At 74.4% G+C, this 19,441-nt stretch carries 19 protein-coding genes; 8 read left to right on the top strand and 11 right to left on the bottom strand.

All coding sequences use genetic code 11. From position 1 onward, the window contains the following. The first annotated feature begins 180 nt into the window (after positions 1–180). Both rfbB and OIE75_RS40370 read left to right on the top strand, forming a co-directional pair. Positions 181–1,161, top strand: coding sequence for a dTDP-glucose 4,6-dehydratase (rfbB, locus tag OIE75_RS40375; protein ID WP_307017516.1), 981 nt, complete (start codon positions 181–183; stop codon positions 1,159–1,161). Further along, positions 1,158–2,531, top strand: coding sequence for an NDP-hexose 2,3-dehydratase family protein (locus OIE75_RS40370; RefSeq protein WP_329468928.1), 1,374 nt, complete (start codon positions 1,158–1,160; stop codon positions 2,529–2,531). The genes rfbB and OIE75_RS40370 overlap by 4 nt, the downstream gene beginning before the upstream one ends. 64 nt (positions 2,532–2,595) lie before the next feature. Here OIE75_RS40370 and OIE75_RS40365 read toward each other — a convergent pair whose 3' ends face one another. Together OIE75_RS40365 and OIE75_RS40360 are read right to left on the bottom strand one after the other, a co-directional pair. After that, positions 2,596–3,102, bottom strand: a complete 507-nt coding sequence (locus tag OIE75_RS40365) for a carboxymuconolactone decarboxylase family protein (protein ID WP_114533038.1) — start codon at positions 3,100–3,102, stop codon at positions 2,596–2,598. Between the two features lie 62 nt (positions 3,103–3,164). Then, positions 3,165–3,920, bottom strand: a complete 756-nt coding sequence (locus tag OIE75_RS40360) for a gamma-glutamyl-gamma-aminobutyrate hydrolase family protein (RefSeq protein WP_329468929.1) — start codon at positions 3,918–3,920, stop codon at positions 3,165–3,167. A 227-nt stretch (positions 3,921–4,147) separates the two neighbouring features. Here OIE75_RS40360 and OIE75_RS40355 point away from each other — a divergent pair, with 227 nt between their 5' ends. The 3 genes from OIE75_RS40355 (at position 4,148) to OIE75_RS40345 (ending at position 7,234) form a co-directional block, all read left to right on the top strand. Next, positions 4,148–5,074, top strand: a complete 927-nt coding sequence (locus OIE75_RS40355) for an ABC transporter ATP-binding protein (protein ID WP_329468930.1) — start codon at positions 4,148–4,150, stop codon at positions 5,072–5,074. Then, entirely contained in the window at positions 5,071–5,910 is an 840-nt protein-coding gene (locus tag OIE75_RS40350) for an ABC transporter permease (protein WP_307017511.1), read from the top strand. The genes OIE75_RS40355 and OIE75_RS40350 overlap by 4 nt, the downstream gene beginning before the upstream one ends. Positions 5,911–6,046: 136 nt before the next feature. After that, positions 6,047–7,234, top strand: coding sequence for a ParB N-terminal domain-containing protein (locus OIE75_RS40345; protein ID WP_329468931.1), 1,188 nt, complete (start codon positions 6,047–6,049; stop codon positions 7,232–7,234). On the opposite strand, the gene OIE75_RS40340 is transcribed toward OIE75_RS40345, so the two are convergent. Further along, positions 7,223–8,047, bottom strand: coding sequence for an AraC family transcriptional regulator (locus OIE75_RS40340; RefSeq protein WP_329473907.1), 825 nt, complete (start codon positions 8,045–8,047; stop codon positions 7,223–7,225). The two genes, OIE75_RS40345 and OIE75_RS40340, sit on opposite strands and share 12 nt — an antisense overlap. A gap of 182 nt (positions 8,048–8,229) precedes the next feature. Here OIE75_RS40340 and OIE75_RS40335 point away from each other — a divergent pair, with 182 nt between their 5' ends. Then, positions 8,230–8,673 carry a VOC family protein gene (locus OIE75_RS40335; protein ID WP_307017507.1) on the top strand — a complete coding sequence of 148 codons (444 nt, stop codon included), beginning with the start codon at positions 8,230–8,232 and terminating at the stop codon, positions 8,671–8,673. Beyond that, on the top strand, positions 8,673–9,119 hold the full coding sequence (locus OIE75_RS40330) for a helix-turn-helix domain-containing protein (protein WP_307017505.1): 447 nt from the start codon (positions 8,673–8,675) through the stop codon (positions 9,117–9,119). The genes OIE75_RS40335 and OIE75_RS40330 overlap by 1 nt, the downstream gene beginning before the upstream one ends. A gap of 78 nt (positions 9,120–9,197) precedes the next feature. Here OIE75_RS40330 and OIE75_RS40325 read toward each other — a convergent pair whose 3' ends face one another. The 8 genes from OIE75_RS40325 to OIE75_RS40290 form a co-directional block, all read right to left on the bottom strand. After that, positions 9,198–9,611, bottom strand: a complete 414-nt coding sequence (locus tag OIE75_RS40325; RefSeq protein WP_329468932.1) for an enediyne antibiotic chromoprotein — start codon at positions 9,609–9,611, stop codon at positions 9,198–9,200. A 622-nt stretch (positions 9,612–10,233) separates the two neighbouring features. After that, positions 10,234–11,031, bottom strand: coding sequence for a response regulator transcription factor (locus OIE75_RS40320; RefSeq protein WP_329468933.1), 798 nt, complete (start codon positions 11,029–11,031; stop codon positions 10,234–10,236). A gap of 122 nt (positions 11,032–11,153) precedes the next feature. Beyond that, the gene (locus OIE75_RS40315; protein ID WP_307017499.1) at positions 11,154–11,558 is read right to left on the bottom strand and encodes a GNAT family N-acetyltransferase; all 405 of its coding nucleotides are present in this window, start codon (positions 11,556–11,558) and stop codon (positions 11,154–11,156) included. Next, a complete protein-coding gene (gene purB / locus OIE75_RS40310; RefSeq protein WP_307017497.1) occupies positions 11,542–12,828 on the bottom strand; it encodes an adenylosuccinate lyase in 1,287 nt (428 codons plus the stop codon). The genes OIE75_RS40315 and purB overlap by 17 nt, the downstream gene beginning before the upstream one ends. A gap of 29 nt (positions 12,829–12,857) precedes the next feature. Further along, a complete protein-coding gene (locus tag OIE75_RS40305; protein ID WP_329468934.1) occupies positions 12,858–14,309 on the bottom strand; it encodes a glutamine synthetase family protein in 1,452 nt (483 codons plus the stop codon). 86 nt (positions 14,310–14,395) lie between these two features. After that, positions 14,396–15,784: an amidase gene (locus OIE75_RS40300; RefSeq protein ID WP_307017493.1), complete on the bottom strand. Its 1,389-nt coding sequence runs from the start codon at positions 15,782–15,784 to the stop codon at positions 14,396–14,398. Between the two features lie 10 nt (positions 15,785–15,794). After that, positions 15,795–17,759 carry a hypothetical protein gene (locus tag OIE75_RS40295; RefSeq protein WP_329468935.1) on the bottom strand — a complete coding sequence of 655 codons (1,965 nt, stop codon included), beginning with the start codon at positions 17,757–17,759 and terminating at the stop codon, positions 15,795–15,797. Next, on the bottom strand, positions 17,756–18,085 hold the full coding sequence (locus OIE75_RS40290; protein WP_307017489.1) for a 4Fe-4S dicluster domain-containing protein: 330 nt from the start codon (positions 18,083–18,085) through the stop codon (positions 17,756–17,758). Before OIE75_RS40290 ends, OIE75_RS40295 begins: the two co-directional genes overlap by 4 nt. A 267-nt stretch (positions 18,086–18,352) precedes the next feature. On the opposite strand from OIE75_RS40290, the gene OIE75_RS40285 reads away from it, so the two are divergent. Then, complete coding sequence (locus OIE75_RS40285) at positions 18,353–19,435, top strand: methyltransferase (protein ID WP_307017486.1); 1,083 nt, start codon at positions 18,353–18,355, stop codon at positions 19,433–19,435. Positions 19,436–19,441 lie beyond the last annotated feature (6 nt).

Below are 19,441 nucleotides of genomic sequence, written 5' to 3'. Positions count from 1 at the left end.
GGCCGTCTTCGGAAGTCTTCCTTTCGAGCACGTCTCGAGAGGGTTTCGAGGGCGGCCGTTCAGCATCGGCGGACGGGGACGCCCGTCACGAGTCCCCCCTTTTTTTTCTTCTTCCGGCCGGAACACACAAGGGGAAACGGACATGCTCCGAGCGCGGTACGGCGACTGCGACGTGGTCTCATGAACATTCTCGTCACGGGCGGTGCCGGATTCATCGGCTCGCACTATGTACGGACCATGCTGGAGGGCGGGTTCGCGCAGTTCGAGGACGCCCACATCACGGTCCTGGACGACCTGACCTACGCGGGAAACCGGGACAACCTGCCCGCCGCGCACCCGCGGCTGGCCTTCGTGCGCGGCAGCATCCTCGACCGGGAGCTGCTGGCCGGCGTGGTGCGCGGCCAGGACGCGGTGGTGCACTTCGCCGCCGAGAGCCACGTGGACCGTTCCATCCGCGGCGGCGGTGTCTTCGTCCGCACCAACGTGGAGGGCACCCAGGCGCTGCTGGAGGCGTGTCTGGCGGCCGGTGTCGGGCGGGTGGTGCACATCTCGACGGACGAGGTGTACGGCTCCATCGAGCAGGGCGTGTGGAGCGAGGAGTCCCCGCTGCTTCCCAACTCGCCCTACGCCGCGTCCAAGGCGGCCTCCGACCTGGTGGCGCTGGCGTACGTGCGCACGCACGGGCTGAACCTGTCAGTCACCCGCTGCTCCAACAACTACGGCCCCTACCAGCATCCCGAGAAGTTCATCCCGCTGGCCGTCACCAACCTGCTCCAGGGGCGTCCGGTGCCCGTGTACGGGGACGGGGGGCAGGTGCGGGAGTGGCTGCACGTGGACGACCACTGCCGGGCGGTGCACCGGGTACTGACCGGCGGCCGGGCGGGCGAGGTCTACAACATCGGTGCCGGCACGGCGGTGGCGAACCTGACGCTGGCCCACCGGATCGCCGAGCTGTGCGGGGCGGGCGCGGACATGGTCCGCCACGTCACCGACCGCAAGGGCCACGACCGGCGCTACGCCCTGGACCAGGCGAAGATCGAACGCGAGCTGGGCCACCGGCCGCTGACCGCCTTCGAGGCGGGCCTGGCGCAGACCGTCGCCTGGTACCGGGACAACCCCCGCTGGTGGAAGCCGCTCACGGACGGCGGGGTGCGGGCATGAGCGCGACGTTGCTGCTGGTCGACCGTTCCCGGGCGGGCACCGCCGAGCGGCTCGCGCGCTCCGCCGCGGCGCCCGAGGGGGCGCACACGGCCACCGCGCGGATACCGGGCTGGCTGGAGGAGCACCGCCTGCGCACCGCGGCGGTGGTGCGCAAGATCCCCTTCGCCGAGCTGGACGCGTGGTCGTTCGCGGCGGGCACCGGCAACCTCCACCACCGCAGCGGGCGGTTCTTCACCGTCGAGGGACTCGACGTCACGGTGGACGGGGCCGGGTGGCAGCAGCCGATCATCGTGCAGCCGGAGATCGGCATCCTGGGCATCCTGGCCAAGGAGTTCGACGGTGTCCTCCACTTCCTGATGCAGGCGAAGATGGAGCCCGGCAACCCCAACCTGGTGCAGCTCTCCCCCACCGTGCAGGCCACCCGCAGCAACTACACCAAGGCGCACGGCGGGGCGGAGGTGAAGTACCTGGAGCACTTCCTCGACCCCGCTGCCGGCCGGGTCCTGACCGACGTCCTGCAGTCCGAGCACGGCGCCTGGTTCTACCGCAAACGCAACCGCAACATGATCGTCGAGGTGGACGGCGACGTTGCGGCCGACGACTCCTTCCGCTGGCTCACGCTCGGGCAGATCCTCGAACTGCTGGGGCAGGACAACGTCGTGAACATGGACGCGCGCACCGTCCTGGCGAGCGCCCCGGCGCCCGCGGACGGGACCCGGGCGCTGGCCTCCGACGGCCAGCTGCTGGCCTGGTTCACCGGGGAGCGGGCCCGCCACGACGTCCACGCCCGCCGGGTTCCCCTGGCCGGCGTCGAGGGGTGGCGACGGGGCGCGCGGGAGATCGGCCGCCCGGACGGCCGGTTCTTCCGGGTGGTGGCGGTCTCGGTCGAGGGCGCCGGGCGGGAGGTCGCCGGGTGGAGCCAGCCGCTCATCGAGCCGGTGGAGCGCGGTGTCGTGGGCTTCGCCTACCGGGTGTTCGAGGGAGTGGGGCACGTCCTGGTGCACGCCCGCCTTGAGGGCGGCTTCCTCGACACCGTCGAGCTCGCGCCGACCGTGCAGTGCGTGCCCTCCAACCACGAGCCGCCCGCGGGCGGGCCGCGCCCGCCGTTCCTCGACGCGTTCCTCGGTGCCCGCCCCGACCGGGTGCGGTACTCGGCGGTGCACTCGGAGGAGGGCGGCCGCTTCCTGAACGCCGAGAGCCGCTACCTGATCGTGGAGACAGACGAGGCGACGACGCCCGCCCGGGCTCCGCGCGGCTACCTGTGGGTGACGCCGGGCCAGCTGAACTGGCTGGCCGGGCACAGCCGTTACGTCAACGTGCAGGCCCGGACGCTGCTCGCCGTCCTCGGCACGGCCACCGCCGGCCGCTGAAAACGCGTTCGGGGCCTGGTCCGGCGGCTGCGGCCGCCGGGCCAGGCCCCGAACGCGTCGCGGGTTACGGCGCCGGGGTGAGCCGGCTGGTCATCGGGGTCCACGTCTTGGGGTTGATCCGCCAGTCCACCGGCTCCTGCCGGGTGGCGACGTTGACCCGGTTCCAGAGGTTGACCAGGCCGATGTGCATGACGACGGCGGCCAGCTGCACCTGGTTCCAGTGCCGCGCGGCCTCCTCCCACACCTCGTCCGAGACGGGGTCCGGGCGGCCGTCGATGCGCGTGGCCGCCTCGGCCAGGGCCAGCACGGAGCGTTCGGCGTCGGTGAAGCAGGTCTGCTCCCGCCAGACCTCCACCAGCGGCAGACGGTGGTCCTCCTCCCCCGCCTCCTCGAACTCGCGCTGCTTGGTGGGCAGCTGCACCGTGCGGCCGTTGATCTGGCTCACCCTGAGGTGGATGAGCACGAGCGTCTGCAGCGGCACACCGACGCTGTTGACGGCCTTGACCAGCGCGCGCATCGGCGGAAGAACGTCGGGAACCACCAACGAGGGGTTGGGCATCCGCGGCGACATGTTTCTCCTTCGCATGGGGATCGACATCAGGCGGCCCGTCCAGGCGCCGTTTTCCGGTTGGTTCACTTCTGCGGCACGGCCTGGCCGGCCCGGGCCGCCTGGGCCAGCGCCCGGTGCAGCCGCCGGTCGGCGGTCTGCCCCGCCTCCCACTGCACGCCCACCGCAAAGGGGTGGCCGGCCACTTCCACGGCCTCGACGGTCCCGTCCTCGGCCCAGCCGGTGGCGACCAGGCCCTCACCGAGGCGGTCGACCGCCTGGTGGTGGTGGCAGGCCGTCATGGGCTCGGCCTCGTCAAGGACGCCGGCGACGCGGCTGCCGGGCCGCAGCTTGAGCGGGCGGCGGCCCAGCGTGAACGACCGGCCGCGCGGGCGGTGGCCGTCGTGGCCGGTGACGTCCGCCAGGTGCTGGTGCAGGGTGCCGCCGTGCAGCACGTTGAGCAGCTGCATGCCCCGGCAGACGGCCAGGACGGGCAGCCGCGCCTCCAACACCCGTGCGACAACAGCGAGTTCGACCCGGTCGGCGGCCGGGTCCACGGCCCGCGTCGAGGGATGCGCCGGCGCGCCGTACAGGGCGGGGTCCAGGTCGGGGCCGCCGGGCACCAGCAGGGCGTCGAGGCGGCCGGCGATGTCCTCGGCGCCGGGCAGCAGCGGCAGCAGCAGCGGTGTGCAGCCCGCCTCGGACAGGTAGGTCAGGTGCGTGCCGAGCGCCAGCGAGACGACCAGGTCGCTGCCCTGGAGGGTGACGGGCGCCGTCCGCGCGCAGATCCCGACCACCGGCCGGCGCCCGGAGCGGGCCGGGCCGTTCGTGTTGGAATTCATGACCACCCTCGTGGGTTTCCGGGTTCAACTGAGGAAATGCAGCAGATGAAACACGCGCTCTGCCAGACGGCCACCGTGGCCAAATTAATCTGCGCGCCGCTGTGCGGGCCATCGTTCACGACGGGCTCCAGGCTGCGACTACTGAACAGATAGCGGTCCTGCTATCACAGGTGGCCGGGGATTTTTTTCCGGCGAGAACTCTCGCCGGCCATTCAACCGAGGTGACCATGATCGAGGCCAAGAACCTCACGAAACGCTACGGCGACAAGACCGCCGTGGACGACCTGTCGTTCACGGTCGAGCCCGGCCGGGTCACCGGCTTCCTGGGCCCCAACGGCGCAGGCAAGTCCACCACGATGCGTCTGCTGCTGGGGCTCGACGCACCCGACGCCGGCACCGCCACCGTCGAGGGGGTGCCCTACCGCTCACTGGCCCGTCCGCTGCGGGTGGTGGGGGCCCTGCTGGAGGCGCGGGCCCTGCACACCGGCCGCAGCGCCTGGGACCACCTGCTGTGCCTGGCCCAGAGCCAGGGCCTTGGCCGGCGCCGGGTCGGAGAGGTCGTCGAGCAGGTGGGGCTCGCGTCGGTGGCCCGCAAACGCGCGGGGGGTTTCTCCCTCGGCATGGGCCAGCGGCTGGGCATCGCCGCCGCGCTGCTGGGCGATCCCAGGGCGCTGGTCCTGGACGAGCCGGTCAACGGCCTCGATCCCGAGGGCATCCTGTGGATCCGCACGCTGATGAAGTCGCTGGCGGCCGAGGGCCGGGCGGTGTTCGTCTCCAGCCACCTGATGAACGAGATGGCCGTCACCGCCGACCACCTCATCGTCGTCGGGCGCGGCCGGCTGGTCGCCGACTGCTCCACCCAGGAGTTCATCGAGCGCAGCACCAAGCAGTCCGTGCTGGTCAGGACACCCGACGGGGAGAAGCTGGCGCAACTGCTGCGGGAGGCCGGCGCCACCGTGACCGCCACCGCCGACGCCGACCTGGACGTCACCGGGCTCGAGGCCGCCCGGATCGCCGAACTCGCCTCCGCCGGCCACCTGGTGCTGCACGAGCTGTCGACGCGGCGCGGCTCCCTCGAGGACGCCTTCATGGAACTGACCAAGGACGCCGTCGAGTACGAAGCCGGCGTGCCCACCGCCGGAGGTGTCAAGTGAGTGCCACGACCGCGCCCGGCCGGGCGTCCGCGCCGCGGGCCGAGGACCGCGCGCCCGGCTTCGCGAGCCTGATGCTGTCGGAGTGGACCAAGATCCGCTCGGTGCGCTCGACCGTGTGGTCGCTCGCCGTGCTGGTCGTGTTCACCTGGCTGCTGACTGCGCTGTTCATGAAGATGGGCATCGCGAACTGGGACAAGACCGATGCGTCCCAGCAGGCGGAGATGAGGATGGACCCCACGGGCACCATCCTGGGCAGCGGCATCCTGCTCAGCCAGCTCGCCGTGTGCGTGCTGGGCGTGATGGCGATCGCCTCCGAGTACTCCACCGGCATGATCCGGGCCAGCCTGCTGGCCGTGCCCGGGCGGCTGCCGATGCTGGCGGCCAAGGGCACGGTGTTCGCGCTGCTGGTGTGGGCGGTGGGCGAAGTGACCGCGTTCGGCTCCTTCTTCATCGGCGCGCCGATCCTGGACGGCAAGGCGCCGGTCTCGATCGGCGACCCCGGCGTGGCGCGGGCCGTCTTCGGCTGCGGGCTCTACCTCGCGCTGCTGGGCCTGTTCGCGCTGGCCGTGGGCGCGATCATCCGGCACACCGCGGCGAGCATCACCGCCGTCGTCGGCTTCGTCCTGGTGATCACCCCGATGGCGGGCCTGCTGCCCGGCAGCGTCGGCGAGCACGTGTACGCCGCCCTTCCCACCGAGGCCGGCTTCATGATCACTCAGCAGCAGGCCCGCGCGGGCGACCTGCTGGGGCCGTGGCAGGGCCTGGGGGTCCTCGCGCTGTGGACGGCGGCGCTGCTGGCCGTCGCGGCGGTGCAGCTGCGGCGCCGCGACGCCTGACCGGGGGGTGTCCGCCGCCGGCGCGGCGGGCCCCCCTCCCGGCCCGTTTCGAGGCGCCGTCGACCTGCTCTCCACCACGGCTGGACACCCTCCTGCGACCCTCGTCGCCAGCGGCAGCAGAGAGGGAGTTACAGGAATGGCTCAGAGCAACGCGCACGCCGTGCCGATAACGAGTGCATTGAGTCCCGTCCGGATGGAGGGCGTCGCGGCGCCCGCGCACCGCGCATTCGACCCGGGGAATTTCGAGCGACTGCCGGCCCGCGACGTTGTGCTGGCCGCGCTCGCCCCGGGTGTCCTGCTGCGCCAGGGCGGCACGGACGCCGCTCATGTGCGGCTGCTGGTGGACGCCGCGGAGGCGGCGGACCTTCCCCCCATCCTCGTCCAGGCCGACGGCTGCCGCGTCATCGACGGGCTGCACCGCGTGGAGGCCGCCCGGCTCATGGGCGCGCACAGCATCCGGGCCCGCTTCGTGGACTGCTCCAACTCCGAAGCCCTGGTCATCGCCCTGCAGACCAACGGCTCGCACGGCCTGCCGCTGGCGAAGGCGGACCGGGTCACCGGCGCCGAGCGGGTCCTGGGCTCCCACCCCGACTGGTCCGACCGCGCCATCGCCTCCGTCACCGGTCTGAGCGCGAAGACGATCGCGTCGCTGCGCGAGAGGTCCGCGCTCACCGGGCCGCCGGCCGGCAAACGCGTCGGGCAGGACGGCCGGCGGCGTCCGGTGGACGCGGGTGAGGGCAGGCGGCGGGCCGCCGAGTACATCGCCGCCCACCCCCACGCCCCGCTGCGCCAGGTCGCCCGGGCCACCGACGTGTCGCTGGGCACGGTCCACGACGTCAGCGCGCGGCTGCGCCGGGGCGAGGGCCCCGAGCGCGGCGGGCGGCGGGCCGGCGCCCTGCGGCCGCCGCACGTGCGGCCGGTGCCCAGTGCGCTCCCGCCCCAGGCGCCGCCGGCCGAACCCGCCGCCGCGGCCGGTGACGGCGGGGGCCGTCCGCCGCTGCGGGTGGCCGGGCCGGCCGAGAGCCGGGGGCAGCGCCGCAACCACACCGACACCCCGCCCACCTGGGCGACGGTGACCGCCCGGATGGCCACCGACCCCGCCGTCCGCTACACCGCGGGCGGCCGGGAGCTGCTGCGCTGGATGCAGACCCACGCCGCCGGGCCCGGCGAGGACTGGCGGCGCCTGGCCGACGCCGTCCCGCCCCACTGGCTCGCCGTCATCGCGCCGATCGCCGATCACATCGGCAGGGAGTGGCTGCTGCTCGCCGAGCAGCTCAGGGCCCGCCAGGAGCTGTGCCGCACCCCGCCGCCCTCAGGCTCCTGAGGGCGGCCCGTCCGCCACCGTCCGCACGATGCCCGCCGGGTGCGGCTCGGGCTGGGTGAAGGCCGCGCACGGGGCCGGGGGCACAACGTCGGCGGGCGGCCGCAGCGGGGGCAGGGCCAGCAGGACGGGCGGGTCGGCCGGCCGCGGCGGGCGCAGCCGCACCGCCGCGCTGGTGACGCTGTCCGCGGTGACGGTCACGGCCGCGCCGGCCCCGCCCGCCAGCGGCACCGGGCCGGTGCGGGGAGGGTGGCCGGCGCCGGGCGCCGCGGCCGCCACCGCGAGCAGGTGCCAGTGCCCCGCCGGGACGCCGGACAGCAGGTAGCAGGACGGGCGGTCGGCGGGCACGTCGACGATCGTCTCGGCGAGGGCCGGGTAGCGCACGACGGGCGTGGCGAAGACGCCCAGGTAGACGCGGGCGTCGCCGTGGCCCGCCGGCAGGCGGACCGTTCCGGCGACCGCGCCGCGCTCCGGGCCGGGGCCGGGGTCCGGGGCGGGCGGGGCCTGCCCCTGCTCGCGGCACAGCCTGCCGTAGCGGGCGGGCGACAGTCCGGTCGCGGCCGTGAAGGCGGCGCAGAACGCCTGGGGGCCGGCGAACCCCACGGCGGCGGCGACCTCGGCGGTCAGGGCGCCGGAGCACTCGAGGAGCCGTTTCGCCTCGTGCACCCGCACGGCGGTGAGGAATTGGGCGGGGCTCATGCCGGTCGTCTCCCTGAACCGGCGGGAGAATTCGAAACGGCCGAGCCGGGCTCTTTCGGCGAGGCGGGAAACGCTCAGCGGTTCACCGAAAAGCTCGCGTATGCGGTCGATCGCCATGTCCACTGCCGCGTCCACAGTCACCTCTCCCGGGCCGGTCGGCTCAACAGGATGGCTCGCACCGGTGGGGATGTGCTCGAGTCCGGCTCGCGCCCCGCTGCACGACCCGTCCAGGTGGCGGCCGGGGGAAGGCGTCAGGAACGGAGAAGCCGCCCGGGCCGGGGCGCGGCTAGCGTGCGGTCATGGACCTCCGCCTGCATACGAGTTCCCTGCCGCACGACGATCCGGACGCCGCCCTCGCTTTCTACCGGGACGTCCTGGGCTTCGAAGTCCGCCAGGACGTGGGGCGGGGCCGCACCCGCTGGATCACGGTCTCTCCCGCCGGCCGGCCGGACACCGCCCTGCTGCTGGCGCCGGCGGCGGCCGGCGCGCAGGTCACCGACGCCGAGCGCGGCCGTGTCCTGGAGATGATGGCCAAGGGCACCTGGGGTCTCATCGTCCTCGCCACCGGCGACCTCGACGCCACGTTCGCCCGGGTGCAGGCCGCCGGCGCGGAGATCGTCCAGGAGCCGGCACGGCGCGCGGGCGGGGTGCGGGAGTGCGCGGTCCGCGATCCCGCGGGCAACCTGGTCCGTATCCGGGAGGTGCCCCGCGCCACCGGCGGCACCGGGCGAGGGGGCGCGTGATGTGCCATCCGGGATGGCGGCAGGCGATGTGCGCCGCGCAGCGTCTGCGGGACCTCGCGCAGGTGCGCCGCGTCCGCGACCGCATCGACCGGGACAGTACGCGGCCGCTGGACGTCGAGGCACTCGCCCGCGCGGAGGGCCTGCCGGCCGGGCTGCTCGCCGCGCGGTTCCGGGAGGCCTACGGCCTGTCCCCGTACGCCTATGTGACGGTGCGGCGGGTGGAGCGGGCGATGGAACTGCTGCGCCAGGGCGAGCTGGGCACGGCGCAGCTCGCCCGGGCCGTGGGCTGCCCCTGCGCGCAGGTCCTCGCCGCCCGTTTCGCCGAACTGGCCGGCATGAGCGTCCAGGACTACCGCAGGCGGGCAGCGGCCGGCGCCGGCGGGCTGCCGTGGTGTGCGGGCCGGCCGGCGCCGCCGGACTCCCGCGCCCCGGCCCGGCCGGCGTGAACGCCCCCGGCCCGCCCGGGCCCGCCGGTCGCGGCACCGGCCGGCGGGCCCGGGTCCGCGCACGGGCCTGCCGGGCGGTCAGAAGGAGATGCCGGTGCCGACCGGGCCGGTGGCCTCCAGGTAGGCGACCAGCTGGCAGGCCTGTGCGGCGCAGTCCACGGTGACGGTGGAACCGGTGCCGGTGCTCCAGTCGGTGGCCGTGAACTGCCGGCGCACGGTGTAGGGGGTGCGGAAGGTGCCGTCGGCTCCGACGGTGGCCCTGGCCAGGGTGTCGGTGCAGGTGGTGGCCTCCCGGCACTGCGAGACGGCGACCTCGGCGCCGGCCGGGAAGCCGGTGCCGGACACGGTCACCAACTGGCCGTCGGCCAGGCCGGCCGCGGGGGTGGCGGTCACGGCCGGGGCCGCGGAGGCCGGGGCGGCGGTGAAGGCGAGGGCGGCGACGGTGGCGGCGCCCAGCAGGCCGGACCTGGTCAGACGCGAGCGGATCTGCATGGCTGGTCTCCCCAACGGGTGTGAGCGGAACGGCGCGTTCTGGTGATCACGCCTCACTCAGGGTCGGCGGCGGCGCATGAGACCGGCTTGAGAACTCCTCAAGTGCCCGCCCAGCCGCGCTGGGGGGTACGGGTCACAGGCCGTCCTCGACGGCGGCGCAGGTGTGGTGCGGCCGCCCGCCGAGCCGGCGCCTGGTCTGCCGCACGGCCCACCCCGGGGCCGGATCACCGGGCCGCCCCGGGGTGGGGTGGGCTCAGTTCTTCCGGCTCGAGCGTTGCCGCTCCCCCACGGCGGCGGACCGGCTGCCGCAGCTGTGACCACGTTCCGGTCTCCGCGCTGGCGTGCACCCGTGGGACGGGTCTTGGCGGTGGGCGTCACCGGTGCGGGCACATCCACTTGTGGGCCTGGTCCCAGCACGCGGCCCGCCGCCGCGAAGTCGGGCGCCGCCTGCGCGATCCCCGTTTCGCCCCTGTGGAGACCTTCCGTTTCGGCCACCCGGACGCGGCCGCACTCTGGCTGGCGTCCCTGTGACGCGCACCGGCCGCGGGCGCGGCCGCACATGCTGCGCCGGCCGGAAAGATCCAGCGGCGGCACGCACCGCCCGGTCCCCGTTCTCGGGCCTTCAGGGCCGGGCACCGGGCTGGGGGCTGCCCAGCATGAAGCCCACGCCGCGCACGGTGACGATCCAGCCGCTGTCGCCGAGTTTGCCGCGCAGGCTGCTGACGTGGGTGTCGACGGTGCGGCGGGACCAGGAGTCGCCCCAGATGCGCTGGAGGAGCTGTTTGCGGGGGACGACCGTGCCGGGGTGCGAGGCGAGCAGGCACAGCAGGTCGAACTCCTTGCGGGTCAGGGCGACTTCCTCGCCGCCGACGAGGACCTCGCGGGAGCCGGTGTCGATGTGCAGGAGGCCGTGGCGGATCTCGCGGGCGGCGGCGGGCTGCCACTCGGCGCGGCGTATCACGGCCTCGATGCGGGCCATCAGCTCGCGCAGGCCGTAGGGCTTGGCCACGTAGTCGTCGGCACCCGCCTGCAGGCCCAGGACGCAGTCGAGTTCGGAGGCGCGGGCGGTGACGATGATGACGGGCACCCGGCTGACGGCCCGCAGGGCCCGGCAGACCTCCAGGCCGTCCAGGTCGGGCAGTTCGAGGTCGAGGAGGACCAGGTCGGCGTCCTCGTGGGCGCGCAGCGCGTCGCCGCCGCGGCGTACGCCGAGGGCGTGGTGGCCGTGGCGGCGCAGCTGGGTCAGGAGCAGGTCGGCGCTGCCGGTGTCGGCGTCGACGACCAGGACGCGGCGCCCGGAGGGCCGGCTGAGGGCCGCCGCCGCGTGGGCGGCGGCCGGCTCGTGCCCGCCCGCGGTCCGCGGGGCGGCACGCTCGGGCGGGCGGGCGGCGAGCAAGGCCTGTGCCGGTGTGTGGGTCATGCCTCCCCCGGGGGGTCCGGTACGGCGGGCCGCGGGCGCGTGGGCGGCCCCCGGGGGGTGAATCTAGGCACGCGCGGTGGAGTGCCGGTACAGCCCTGCTGGCCGTCTGGGCGGCGTGCCGGTCAGGGGGTGAGGACCCAGGCCGACTCGTGGCGGGTGAAGCCGATGTGCGGGTAGTAGCCGGCGGCCGCGGGCGCGGACAGCAGGACGAGTTTGGCGGCGGGTGCCGCGTCGCGGGTGGCGTTGATGAGGGCGCGGCCGATGCCCAGGCGCTGGTGTGCGCGGACGACGGCGATGTCGCTGACGTAGGTGACGTAGGAGAAGTCGGAGACGGCGCGGACCAGGCCCAGCAGGGTGCCCTGTTCGTCGCGGGCGGCCAGGACGAGGTTGGCGCCGGCGAGCATGGCGGCGAAGCGTGCGCGGTCGGCCAGGGGGCGGCGGGCGCCGAGGCCGGAGTCGCGGTAGACGCGAAGGGCCTCGTCCAGGTCGAGGGCGGCGCCCGTGACGCGTTCAGTCTTCCAGCTCATGCAGCTTCTCCAGTCGGGTGCGGATGACGTCGTGGTGGGTGAGGTAGCGCTCGGGGGCCAGGGCGGTGGTGTGGATGCCGTGGGCGGCCAGGGCGGCGCCGAAGTCCTCGCCGCCGGCGAGGGTGCGGTGGGCGGCGGCCTGCACGCTGCGGTAGGCGTGTTCGCGTTCCGTGCCGCCGGCGAGGAGGTCGGCGAGGACGGCGGAGCTGTAGAGGAGGCCGCCGGTGTCATCGAGGTGGGCGCGCATGCGGTCGGCGTCGACGGTGAGCGAGTCGACGAGGTCGGCGGCCCTGGTGACCTGGAAGTGGCCGACGCAGAGGCTGTCGGGCAGGATCACCCGTTCCACGCTCTGGTGGGCGAGGTCGCGTTCGTGCCACAGGGCGACGTTCTCCAGGGCGGTGTCGGCGTAGCCGCGCAGCAGTCGGGCCAGGCCGCACAGGCGTTCGCTGGTGGTGGGGTTGCGTTTGTGGGGCATGGCGCTGGAGCCCTGGTAGGCGCCGGTGCGGTGTTCCTCGACCTCGCGGACCTCGGTGCGCTGCAGCAGGCGCAGTTCCAGGGCGATCTGTTCGACGCAGGCGCCGAGGGTGGCCACGGCCTGCAGGAGCTGGGCGTGGCGGTCGCGGGCGACGACCTGGCTGGGTGCGGGTTCGGCGGCCAGGCCCAGGGCGGCCAGGACGTGTTCCTCCACGCGCGGGTCGATCAGGGCGTAGGTGCCCACGGAGCCGGAGACGGTGCCCACGGCGACGGCCTGGCGGGCGGCGGCGAGCCGGTGCAGGCTGCGGTCGACGGCGAAGGCGTGGGTGGCGAGTTTGTGGCCGAACGTGGTGGGTTCGGCGTGCATGCCGTGGGTGCGGCCGGCCATGACGGTGTCCCAGTGCTCCAGGGCGCGGCCGGTCAGGACGCGGCGCAGGCGCAGGGCGGCGGCGGTGAGCAGGTCGGTGGCGCGGGCCAGGGTGTGGCCCAGCGCGGTGTCGACGAGGTCGTAGCTGGTCATGCCGTGGTGCACCCAGCGGGCGGAGGGCTGGGGGATGTCCTCGCACCAGGCGGCGAGGAAGGAGAGCACCTCGTGGTCGCGTTCGCGTTCGATCTCCGCGACCCGCTCGGGGTCGGGTACGCGGGCACGGCGCATGTCCTGGACGGCCCGGGCGGGGATGTGGCCGAGGTCGGCCTGGGCCTGGGAGGCGAGGATCTCCACCCGCGCCCAGGTGGCGTAGCGGGTGCGGTCGTCGAAGAGGCGGGCCATGTCGGGCAGCGTGTAGCGGGCAATCATGCGACGCCCTTCGTCTGGGGGGCGGGGGGTCAGTAGGCGCCGAAGTACTCGCGCTGTTCCCACTCGGTGACCTGTCCGGGCGCCGGCGGGCAGGTGTGGCACCAGGCCTCGAAGCGGCGCAGTTCGCTCTCCTTCAGCTTGGCCAGGCAGGCCGCGAGCGGGTCGCCGAGCAGCCGGGCGGCACGGCCGGCGCGGAAGGCGTCCAGGGCCTCGCGCAGCCCCTGCGGTACGAGGCCGGCATCGCCCGGCACCGCGGCCCCGGCGGCCTCCACGGGTGCGGCCGGCGCAGCGATCCCCTCGAGGCCCGCGAACAGCTGGGCGGCGACGGCGAGATACGGATTGGCGCACGGCTCGCCGATCCGGTTCTCGATGTGCGCCCCGGCACCGCGGCCGACGACGCGGAGCATGGCGCTGCGGTCCTCCTCGCTCCAGCCGAGCCGGGTGGGCGCCAGGGTGTGCTCGGCGGCGAGCCGCCGGTAGCCGTTGACGGTGGGCACCGAGAGGAGGAACAGTTCGCGGGCCCAGTTCAGCAGCCCCTCCGCGTACGCCTTGCCGTGCGGGGACAGCCCGCCGGAGGGGCCTTCGGTGCCGAAGAGGTTGGTGCCGGTGGTGAGGTCGGTGACCGACTGGTTGAGGTGCCAGCCACTGGGGTCGGCGGCGTCCAGGAGCGGTTGCGACATGAAGGAGGCGTGGTGTCCGCGTCGGGCGCACCAGCTCTTGGTGACCGTGCGGAAGAGCAGCATCGCGTCGGCGGTGTCCAGGGCGGACATCGGGGCGAACGTCGTCTCGACCTGGCCGGGCCCCGACTCGTGCTCCATCGACCTCAGCGGCAGGCCGAGGGCGAGCAGGTGCAGGGCGAGCGGGTCGGTGAGGGGGGCGACGGTGTCGTAGTACGCGTCGAGGTTGAACTGGTAGCCGGCGTTCAGGGCGGACACGCGCGGTGCCCCGCCCTGCAGCCCGAAGCCGTTGCCGGTGTTGCCGGGGGCGTCGTCGAGGCGCCGGGTGAGGTACCACTCGACCTCGAGGCCGAGGACGGGCGCGAGATCCCGCTCGGTGTACCGGTCGACGACGCGCCGCAGCACGGTCCGCGACGAGAGCGGGTGCGGGCTGCCGTCGCGCAGGTACTCGTCCCCGATGACCCAGGCGGTGCGTGCGTCGCCGCCCGGCAGCGGGTGGAAGGTGAGCGGGTCGGGGACCAGGACGAAGTTCCCGGCGCCGGCGATCTCGTCGACGCCGATGCCGTGGTCGCCGAGGAAGTCGACGGCGACGGCGTGTCCGGTGTCGAAGACGAACGGGCCGGGGCTGAAGTTCATGCCGTTGCGCAGCACGGTGCGGAACGCGTCGGCGGTGAGGGTCTTGGAACGGGCCAGACCGTGCGGGTCGCCGAAGACGAGGCGCACGAAGTCGAGGCCGGCGAGGCTCGCCTCGACCCGCTCGGCCGCGGCGGTCCGGGCCTCGTCCCACAGCCCGTGATCGGCCACGAACGAAGGCTGCCCGACACTGCCCTGCGCTGCGGGCGAGGACCATGACCTGGCGTACATGGGAACGTCCTTTCCACGGGCGTGCGTCATCGGGCGATCGCGGGTTCCGGCACGCGCGCGCCCGGCGGGACCGGTGTGCCGAGGTCGGCCTCCAGGCGTCCGGCGAGCTGCACGACCAGGTCGTCGGCGCCGACCGGACCGACCAGCTGGACACCCACCGGCAGGCCGGCGCGGGTGAGTCCGGCGGGCAGCGACAGGGCCGGCTGGCCGGTCATGTTGAAGGGGTACGAGGCGGGTGCCCAGGCCAGCCACTGAAGGTCCCGGGCATCGGCCGCCCAGGGCGGACCGACGGCGTCGGCGGCGAACGGCTCGACCGCAACGGTGGCCATGGCGAGGATGTCGTAGCGGTCCATGACCGTGCGCAGGGTGGCGCGCAGGTTCTGGCGGACCTCCTCGGCACGGATCACGTCGGCGCCCCCGAGGGTGCGTCCGTGCCGGATCACCGCCAGGCGGCCGGGGTCGGCCCGCTCGTCGTCCTCGGGACGGGCCCCGGCCGCCTCGGAGGCGGCGAGGAGGTCGACGAGCGCGGGGTACAGGTGGGTGCAGCGCACCTCGACGTCCTCGACCAGGTGTCCCTGGTCCGTCAGGGCCAGGCGGGCCTGTTCGGTGACGCGGCGGACCTCGCCGGCGGTGCCGTCGTACTCGATCCAGCCGATCCGCAGCGCCCGCGCGGTGCGTGGCGCGTCGAGGGAGCCGAGGCCGGAGTCGGGGTCGGCCGGGTGCGGACCGGCCATGACCTGCGCGAGCAGCGCGGCGTCGGCGACGGTGCGGGCGATGGGGCCCTGGTGGGCGAGACGGTCGGCGCTGTTGGGCACGTACGGGATGCGGCCGAGGGACGGCTTGAAGCCGACGACGCCGCAGAACGCCGCCGGTATCCGGATCGACCCGGACCCGTCGGTACCGAGGGCCGCGTCGCACAGGCCCGTCGCCACGGCGGCGGCGGCGCCGCCGCTGGAGCCGCCCGCGGTCAGGCGGGGGTCGTAGGGGTTGCGGGTGGGCGGGGCGACGCGGCTGACCGTCGAGGCGCTCCAGCCGTACTCGGAGGTGGCGGTCTTGCCGACGACGACGGCACCGGCGGCGCGCAGCCGGGCCACCGCGGGCGCATCCTCACGGGGACGGTCGTTGGGCAGCAGCGAGCCCCGCCGGGTGGGCAGGTGACGGGTCTGCAGCAGGTCCTTCACGGAGACGGTGGTCCCGAGCAGCGGCATGGTCCGCCAGGCGTCGGCGCCGAGTTCCCGGATACGGGCGTCCGCGCGCCGTGCGGCGCGCAGTGCCTCCTCGCCCGCAACGGCCACGTACGCCTCGAGGGTGTCGCGCTCGCGCGCCGCGCTCAGGACGGCGGCGGTGTGTTCGACGGCGGACACCTCGCCCCGCCGCAGGAGTTCCCTGGTGCGGCTGACGCCGTGGGCGGTCATCGGTCTCCCTTCACGACGCTCGGCGTTCCTGGCCGGCCGCGGACGCGGGTTGCCGGCCGGTGACGGCGCTCCAGTGCCAGCCGGCGTCGAACGCGGTGACCTCGAGGTCCGTTCCGGCGGCGACGAGCCCGGCGGCCAGCGAGGTGGCGCGGGCGATGAACCCCGACACCCGGTGGGCGGCGAGCAGGTCCTGCTCGCCGAACGGGTCCCCGGCGCAGCGCAGCAGTCTGAGGTCCATGAAGCCGTCGAAGCGGCGGCCGTCGACCTCGACGGACTGCGGGGAGCGCAGCGAGAAGCGCACGTTGTTGCTGACGTGCCCGTGGTGGTGCTGGTCCGAGAAGAACGCGACGTCCGGGATGAGGGGCGGCACGAAGTGGTCGCGGGCCACCACCTCGGGCACCCTGGGCAGATTGCCGGCGACGAAGTGCCAGGAGTTGTACTGCATGCGCGAGGACATCGCCCAGGCGGCGTCGGCGAGTGCGGCTTCGGAGCCGCCGAAGTGGGCGGCGGCCGCCGGCCGCGGCACCACGCAGCAGAAGAAGTGCGTGATGTCCCAGTCGCAGATCTCCGCCCAGCTCCCGCCGCGCAGCGCGCGCACCAGGTCCGGCAGTGAGCGCATGCCGCGGCTCATCGCGAAGTCGGCACCGAAGGCGTCGACGGTGGCGGCCACGGTCTCGTACACCAGGGACTCCAGGCCGGTGCCGAAGGCTCCGTGCGGTTCGGCGAGCCAGCCGGGCGCGGCGGCCAGCTCCCGGCCGAGTTCGGCGAGCGTGCCGCCGGCCAGCGGCAGCCTCGCGCGCAGGCGTTCGGCGACGGCGTCCTCGCGGGCCCCGGCGACGGGCCCCGCAGGAGCGGCCACCCGTTCCACCTTGTGCATCAGGACCCCGTGGATCTCGCGGTACAACTGGGCGCGCCCACCCAGCTCCCGGCGTCGCTCGCGCAGCGCCACGGCGAGCCGGTCCAGGTCGGCGACGCGCCGCGAGGCCGCCGCGGGCACGGGTTCGGGCCCGGGTACGGCGTTGTAGGCGCGGCGCACCCGCTCCAGCGTGTACGCGACGTGGTCGACGGTCAGCTGGGTGCCGTTGGCCTCTTCGATCCGTCCGAAGCCGGCCGAGTGGATGAGCAGGGTCAGGCAGACGACGAGCTGGACGTCCTGGTCCGACCACAGGTCGAACGGGAGGTCTTGCAGCGCGCTCAGCGCGCAGTCGGGGTGGCCGGGCCACAGGGTCTTGCCGGTCAGCGTGTTCTGCCCCCGGAAGTTCGTGTACTGCGTGTCCTCCTGGTGGAGGACGAACGGTGCGGTGCGCAGCGCCGCCTCCCGGGCCTGGTCGACCAGCGCGGCCCGGCCCTCGGGACCCTGCCCGGCCAGCCACAAGCGGCAGTCGGCGACGCTGTCGGCACTGTGCTGCCGGGCGCGCTCGAGTTCGCGCCGGTAGGCGGCGAGCGCGGCGCGGTCGTACGGCACGCGGAGCACTCCGCCGACCAGGTCGCGGGGGTCCAGGGGGCGGGCGCCGGGCGTGCGCAGGGCGATGCGGCCGTTGGTGGTGAGCCCGATCTCGCCGAGGAAGGCGGGGCGTCCGGACAGACGGGAGGCCGATCGCGCGGGCGCTGCCGCACGGGCCCCGGGCGAGTCGGCGGGGCTGTCACCGAGGTCGTCCGGGTCACGCCAGCTCAGGCCGAACAGCGCGAGGAGGGCCGCCTGTTCCGCACGGTTCAGGGCCCGCAACGGGACGTCCGCGGGGACGTGTCCGTCGAGGGTGAGCAGGACGTCGAGCGCGGCTCGCGGGTCCCCGGCCTCGCTCGCCCGTCGCCACACGCGTCGCAGCAGCCCGGAAAACCCCGCGTCGGGGTCGCTCACCCGGTCCGGCTTGGCCGTGCTGCCGGCGGGGGTGCCGAGCCGGCTGGGACGGCGGCTGATTCGCTTCCTCGCGTTGGCGGCGCGGCGGGATTCGGGGCGCCCCGCGGGCTCCTTCATGCGGCCCTCGCGGCGGTGAGTTCGACGTGGTTCCACAGCGCGTCGTCGGTCGGGGTCCAGTCCTCGTCGACGTAGATGCAGTCGACCGGGCACTCGAGCACGCAGGCGGGGCAGCCCGAGCACAGCTCCGGGACGATCACCACGTCCAGGCCCCGGTCGAAGATCGCGCCGAACTCCGCGGGGCAGCCGCGCAGGCAGCTGTCGCAGGTGATGCACTCGGACGCCTCGATGCGTCGCGGGGGCTTCTTCCAGTTGCCGGCGCGAGAGCGTGCGGCGATGCGATCGGCGCGCTCCGACAGCGCGGCGGACGAAGCAAGCTTCTTCACGGGATCGGCCCCCTCCGGGACTCTGCTCGGCCAAGCCGAGCCGGACGGTCCCGATCGTCACCGGGCTGCCTCGACTGCCCCCGGAGCGCGGGTGGGGACCAACTGGAGGGCCGCGACGTCCGCTCGAGTCGGCTGCGAGCGCGGCCCGTGCGCGCCGCCGGACCGTTGGTGTCCTTCGTGCACGCGGACCGTCGCGTCCGCTGCGCGTCGACCCGCCCGCCCGCGGGCAAGCCGTCCGGCCGCCCGCCGCCCACCACGGAGGAACCCATGCCCCTGCCGCCCGCCCGCGTCGTGCGGGTCGTCGAAGGCGTGCGTACCGGTCTGCAGCGGCTGGCACGCAAGCTGGCCCCGGCACCGTTCTCGCTGCTCGAGATGGTCCAGGGCGCCATGCTCAGCCAGGCCCTCTACGCCGCCGCGGAACTGCGCGTGGCCGAAGCGCTGAGAGACGGTCCGCTGTCCGCCGAACGGCTCGCCGAGCGCGTCGGCGCCCATCCGCAGACCCTGCAGCGGCTGATGCGGCTGCTCGCCTCGAACGGCGTGTTCGCCGAGCGCGGGGACGGCTCCTTCGAGATGTCCCCGATGGGGGCGGCGCTGCTCGAGGACGCGCCGATGTCGATGCGCGGCATCGCCCGGCTCATGGGCCACCCGATCCACTGGGAGGACTGGTCGCACTTCGTCGACGCGGTGCGCACCGGCGAGCCGAGCCTGCCGAAGCTGCGGGGTATGACCGCCTTCGAGTTCATGGAGGCCAAGCCGGAGTACGGCGAGGTGTTCATGAAGGGCATGGGCGCGATGTCCGCCACCGAGACCGAGCCGGTTCTCGCGGCGTACGACTTCTCGCGCTTCGGCACGGTCGTCGACTTCTGCGCGGGCCGCGGCGAGCTGCTCGCCGGGATCCTGGGGAAGTCGCCGGGCGTGCGCGGCATCCTGGCCGATCCCCGGGTGGACGAGAACGGTGCGGCCGACTACCTGGCCGGGCAGGGGGTCGCCGACCGGTGCGAGGTGGTGTCCGCCGATCTGTTCGGGCCGGTGCCCGGGGGCGGGGACGCCTATGTGCTCAAGCACATCGTGCACGACTGGCCCGAGGAGCAGGCCCTGCGCATCCTGCGCAACGTGCGGGCCGCTATGCGGCCGGGCGGACGGTTGCTGCTGATGGAGATGGTCGTGCCCGACAAGCCGAACGCCGCGCACTCCTCGAAGCTGGTCGACCTGTGGCTGATGCTGCTGGTGGGCGGCCGGGAGCGGACGGCCGGGCAGTACGGGGAACTGCTGGCGAAGGCCGGCTTCCGGCTGGAGCGGGTGGTGCAGACGCCCGCGGCGATCTCGGTGGTGGAGGCCAGTCTCCGTTGACATCCT

It is taken from the genome of Streptomyces sp. NBC_01723 (assembly GCF_036246005.1).
Classification (GTDB): domain Bacteria; phylum Actinomycetota; class Actinomycetes; order Streptomycetales; family Streptomycetaceae; genus Streptomyces.
Note: the sequence above shows the minus strand (reverse complement) of the source record. Positions and strands in the feature narration are given on the sequence as shown.

What these genes read in the sequence shown, in the direction of transcription:
- rfbB (WP_307017516.1), top strand. Translation starts at nt 181, where the DNA reads ATGAACATTCTCGTCACGGGCGGTGCCGGATTCATCGGCTCGCACTAT.
- OIE75_RS40370 (WP_329468928.1), top strand. Translation starts at nt 1,158, where the DNA reads ATGAGCGCGACGTTGCTGCTGGTCGACCGTTCCCGGGCGGGCACCGCC.
- OIE75_RS40365 (WP_114533038.1), bottom strand. Translation starts at nt 3,102, where the DNA reads ATGTCGCCGCGGATGCCCAACCCCTCGTTGGTGGTTCCCGACGTTCTT.
- OIE75_RS40360 (WP_329468929.1), bottom strand. Translation starts at nt 3,920, where the DNA reads ATGAATTCCAACACGAACGGCCCGGCCCGCTCCGGGCGCCGGCCGGTG.
- OIE75_RS40355 (WP_329468930.1), top strand. Translation starts at nt 4,148, where the DNA reads ATGATCGAGGCCAAGAACCTCACGAAACGCTACGGCGACAAGACCGCC.
- OIE75_RS40345 (WP_329468931.1), top strand. Translation starts at nt 6,047, where the DNA reads ATGGCTCAGAGCAACGCGCACGCCGTGCCGATAACGAGTGCATTGAGT.
- OIE75_RS40340 (WP_329473907.1), bottom strand. Translation starts at nt 8,047, where the DNA reads ATGGCGATCGACCGCATACGCGAGCTTTTCGGTGAACCGCTGAGCGTT.
- OIE75_RS40335 (WP_307017507.1), top strand. Translation starts at nt 8,230, where the DNA reads ATGGACCTCCGCCTGCATACGAGTTCCCTGCCGCACGACGATCCGGAC.
- OIE75_RS40330 (WP_307017505.1), top strand. Translation starts at nt 8,673, where the DNA reads ATGTGCCATCCGGGATGGCGGCAGGCGATGTGCGCCGCGCAGCGTCTG.
- OIE75_RS40325 (WP_329468932.1), bottom strand. Translation starts at nt 9,611, where the DNA reads ATGCAGATCCGCTCGCGTCTGACCAGGTCCGGCCTGCTGGGCGCCGCC.
- OIE75_RS40320 (WP_329468933.1), bottom strand. Translation starts at nt 11,031, where the DNA reads ATGACCCACACACCGGCACAGGCCTTGCTCGCCGCCCGCCCGCCCGAG.
- OIE75_RS40315 (WP_307017499.1), bottom strand. Translation starts at nt 11,558, where the DNA reads ATGAGCTGGAAGACTGAACGCGTCACGGGCGCCGCCCTCGACCTGGAC.
- purB (WP_307017497.1), bottom strand. Translation starts at nt 12,828, where the DNA reads ATGATTGCCCGCTACACGCTGCCCGACATGGCCCGCCTCTTCGACGAC.
- OIE75_RS40300 (WP_307017493.1), bottom strand. Translation starts at nt 15,784, where the DNA reads ATGACCGCCCACGGCGTCAGCCGCACCAGGGAACTCCTGCGGCGGGGC.
- OIE75_RS40295 (WP_329468935.1), bottom strand. Translation starts at nt 17,759, where the DNA reads ATGAAGGAGCCCGCGGGGCGCCCCGAATCCCGCCGCGCCGCCAACGCG.
- OIE75_RS40285 (WP_307017486.1), top strand. Translation starts at nt 18,353, where the DNA reads ATGCCCCTGCCGCCCGCCCGCGTCGTGCGGGTCGTCGAAGGCGTGCGT.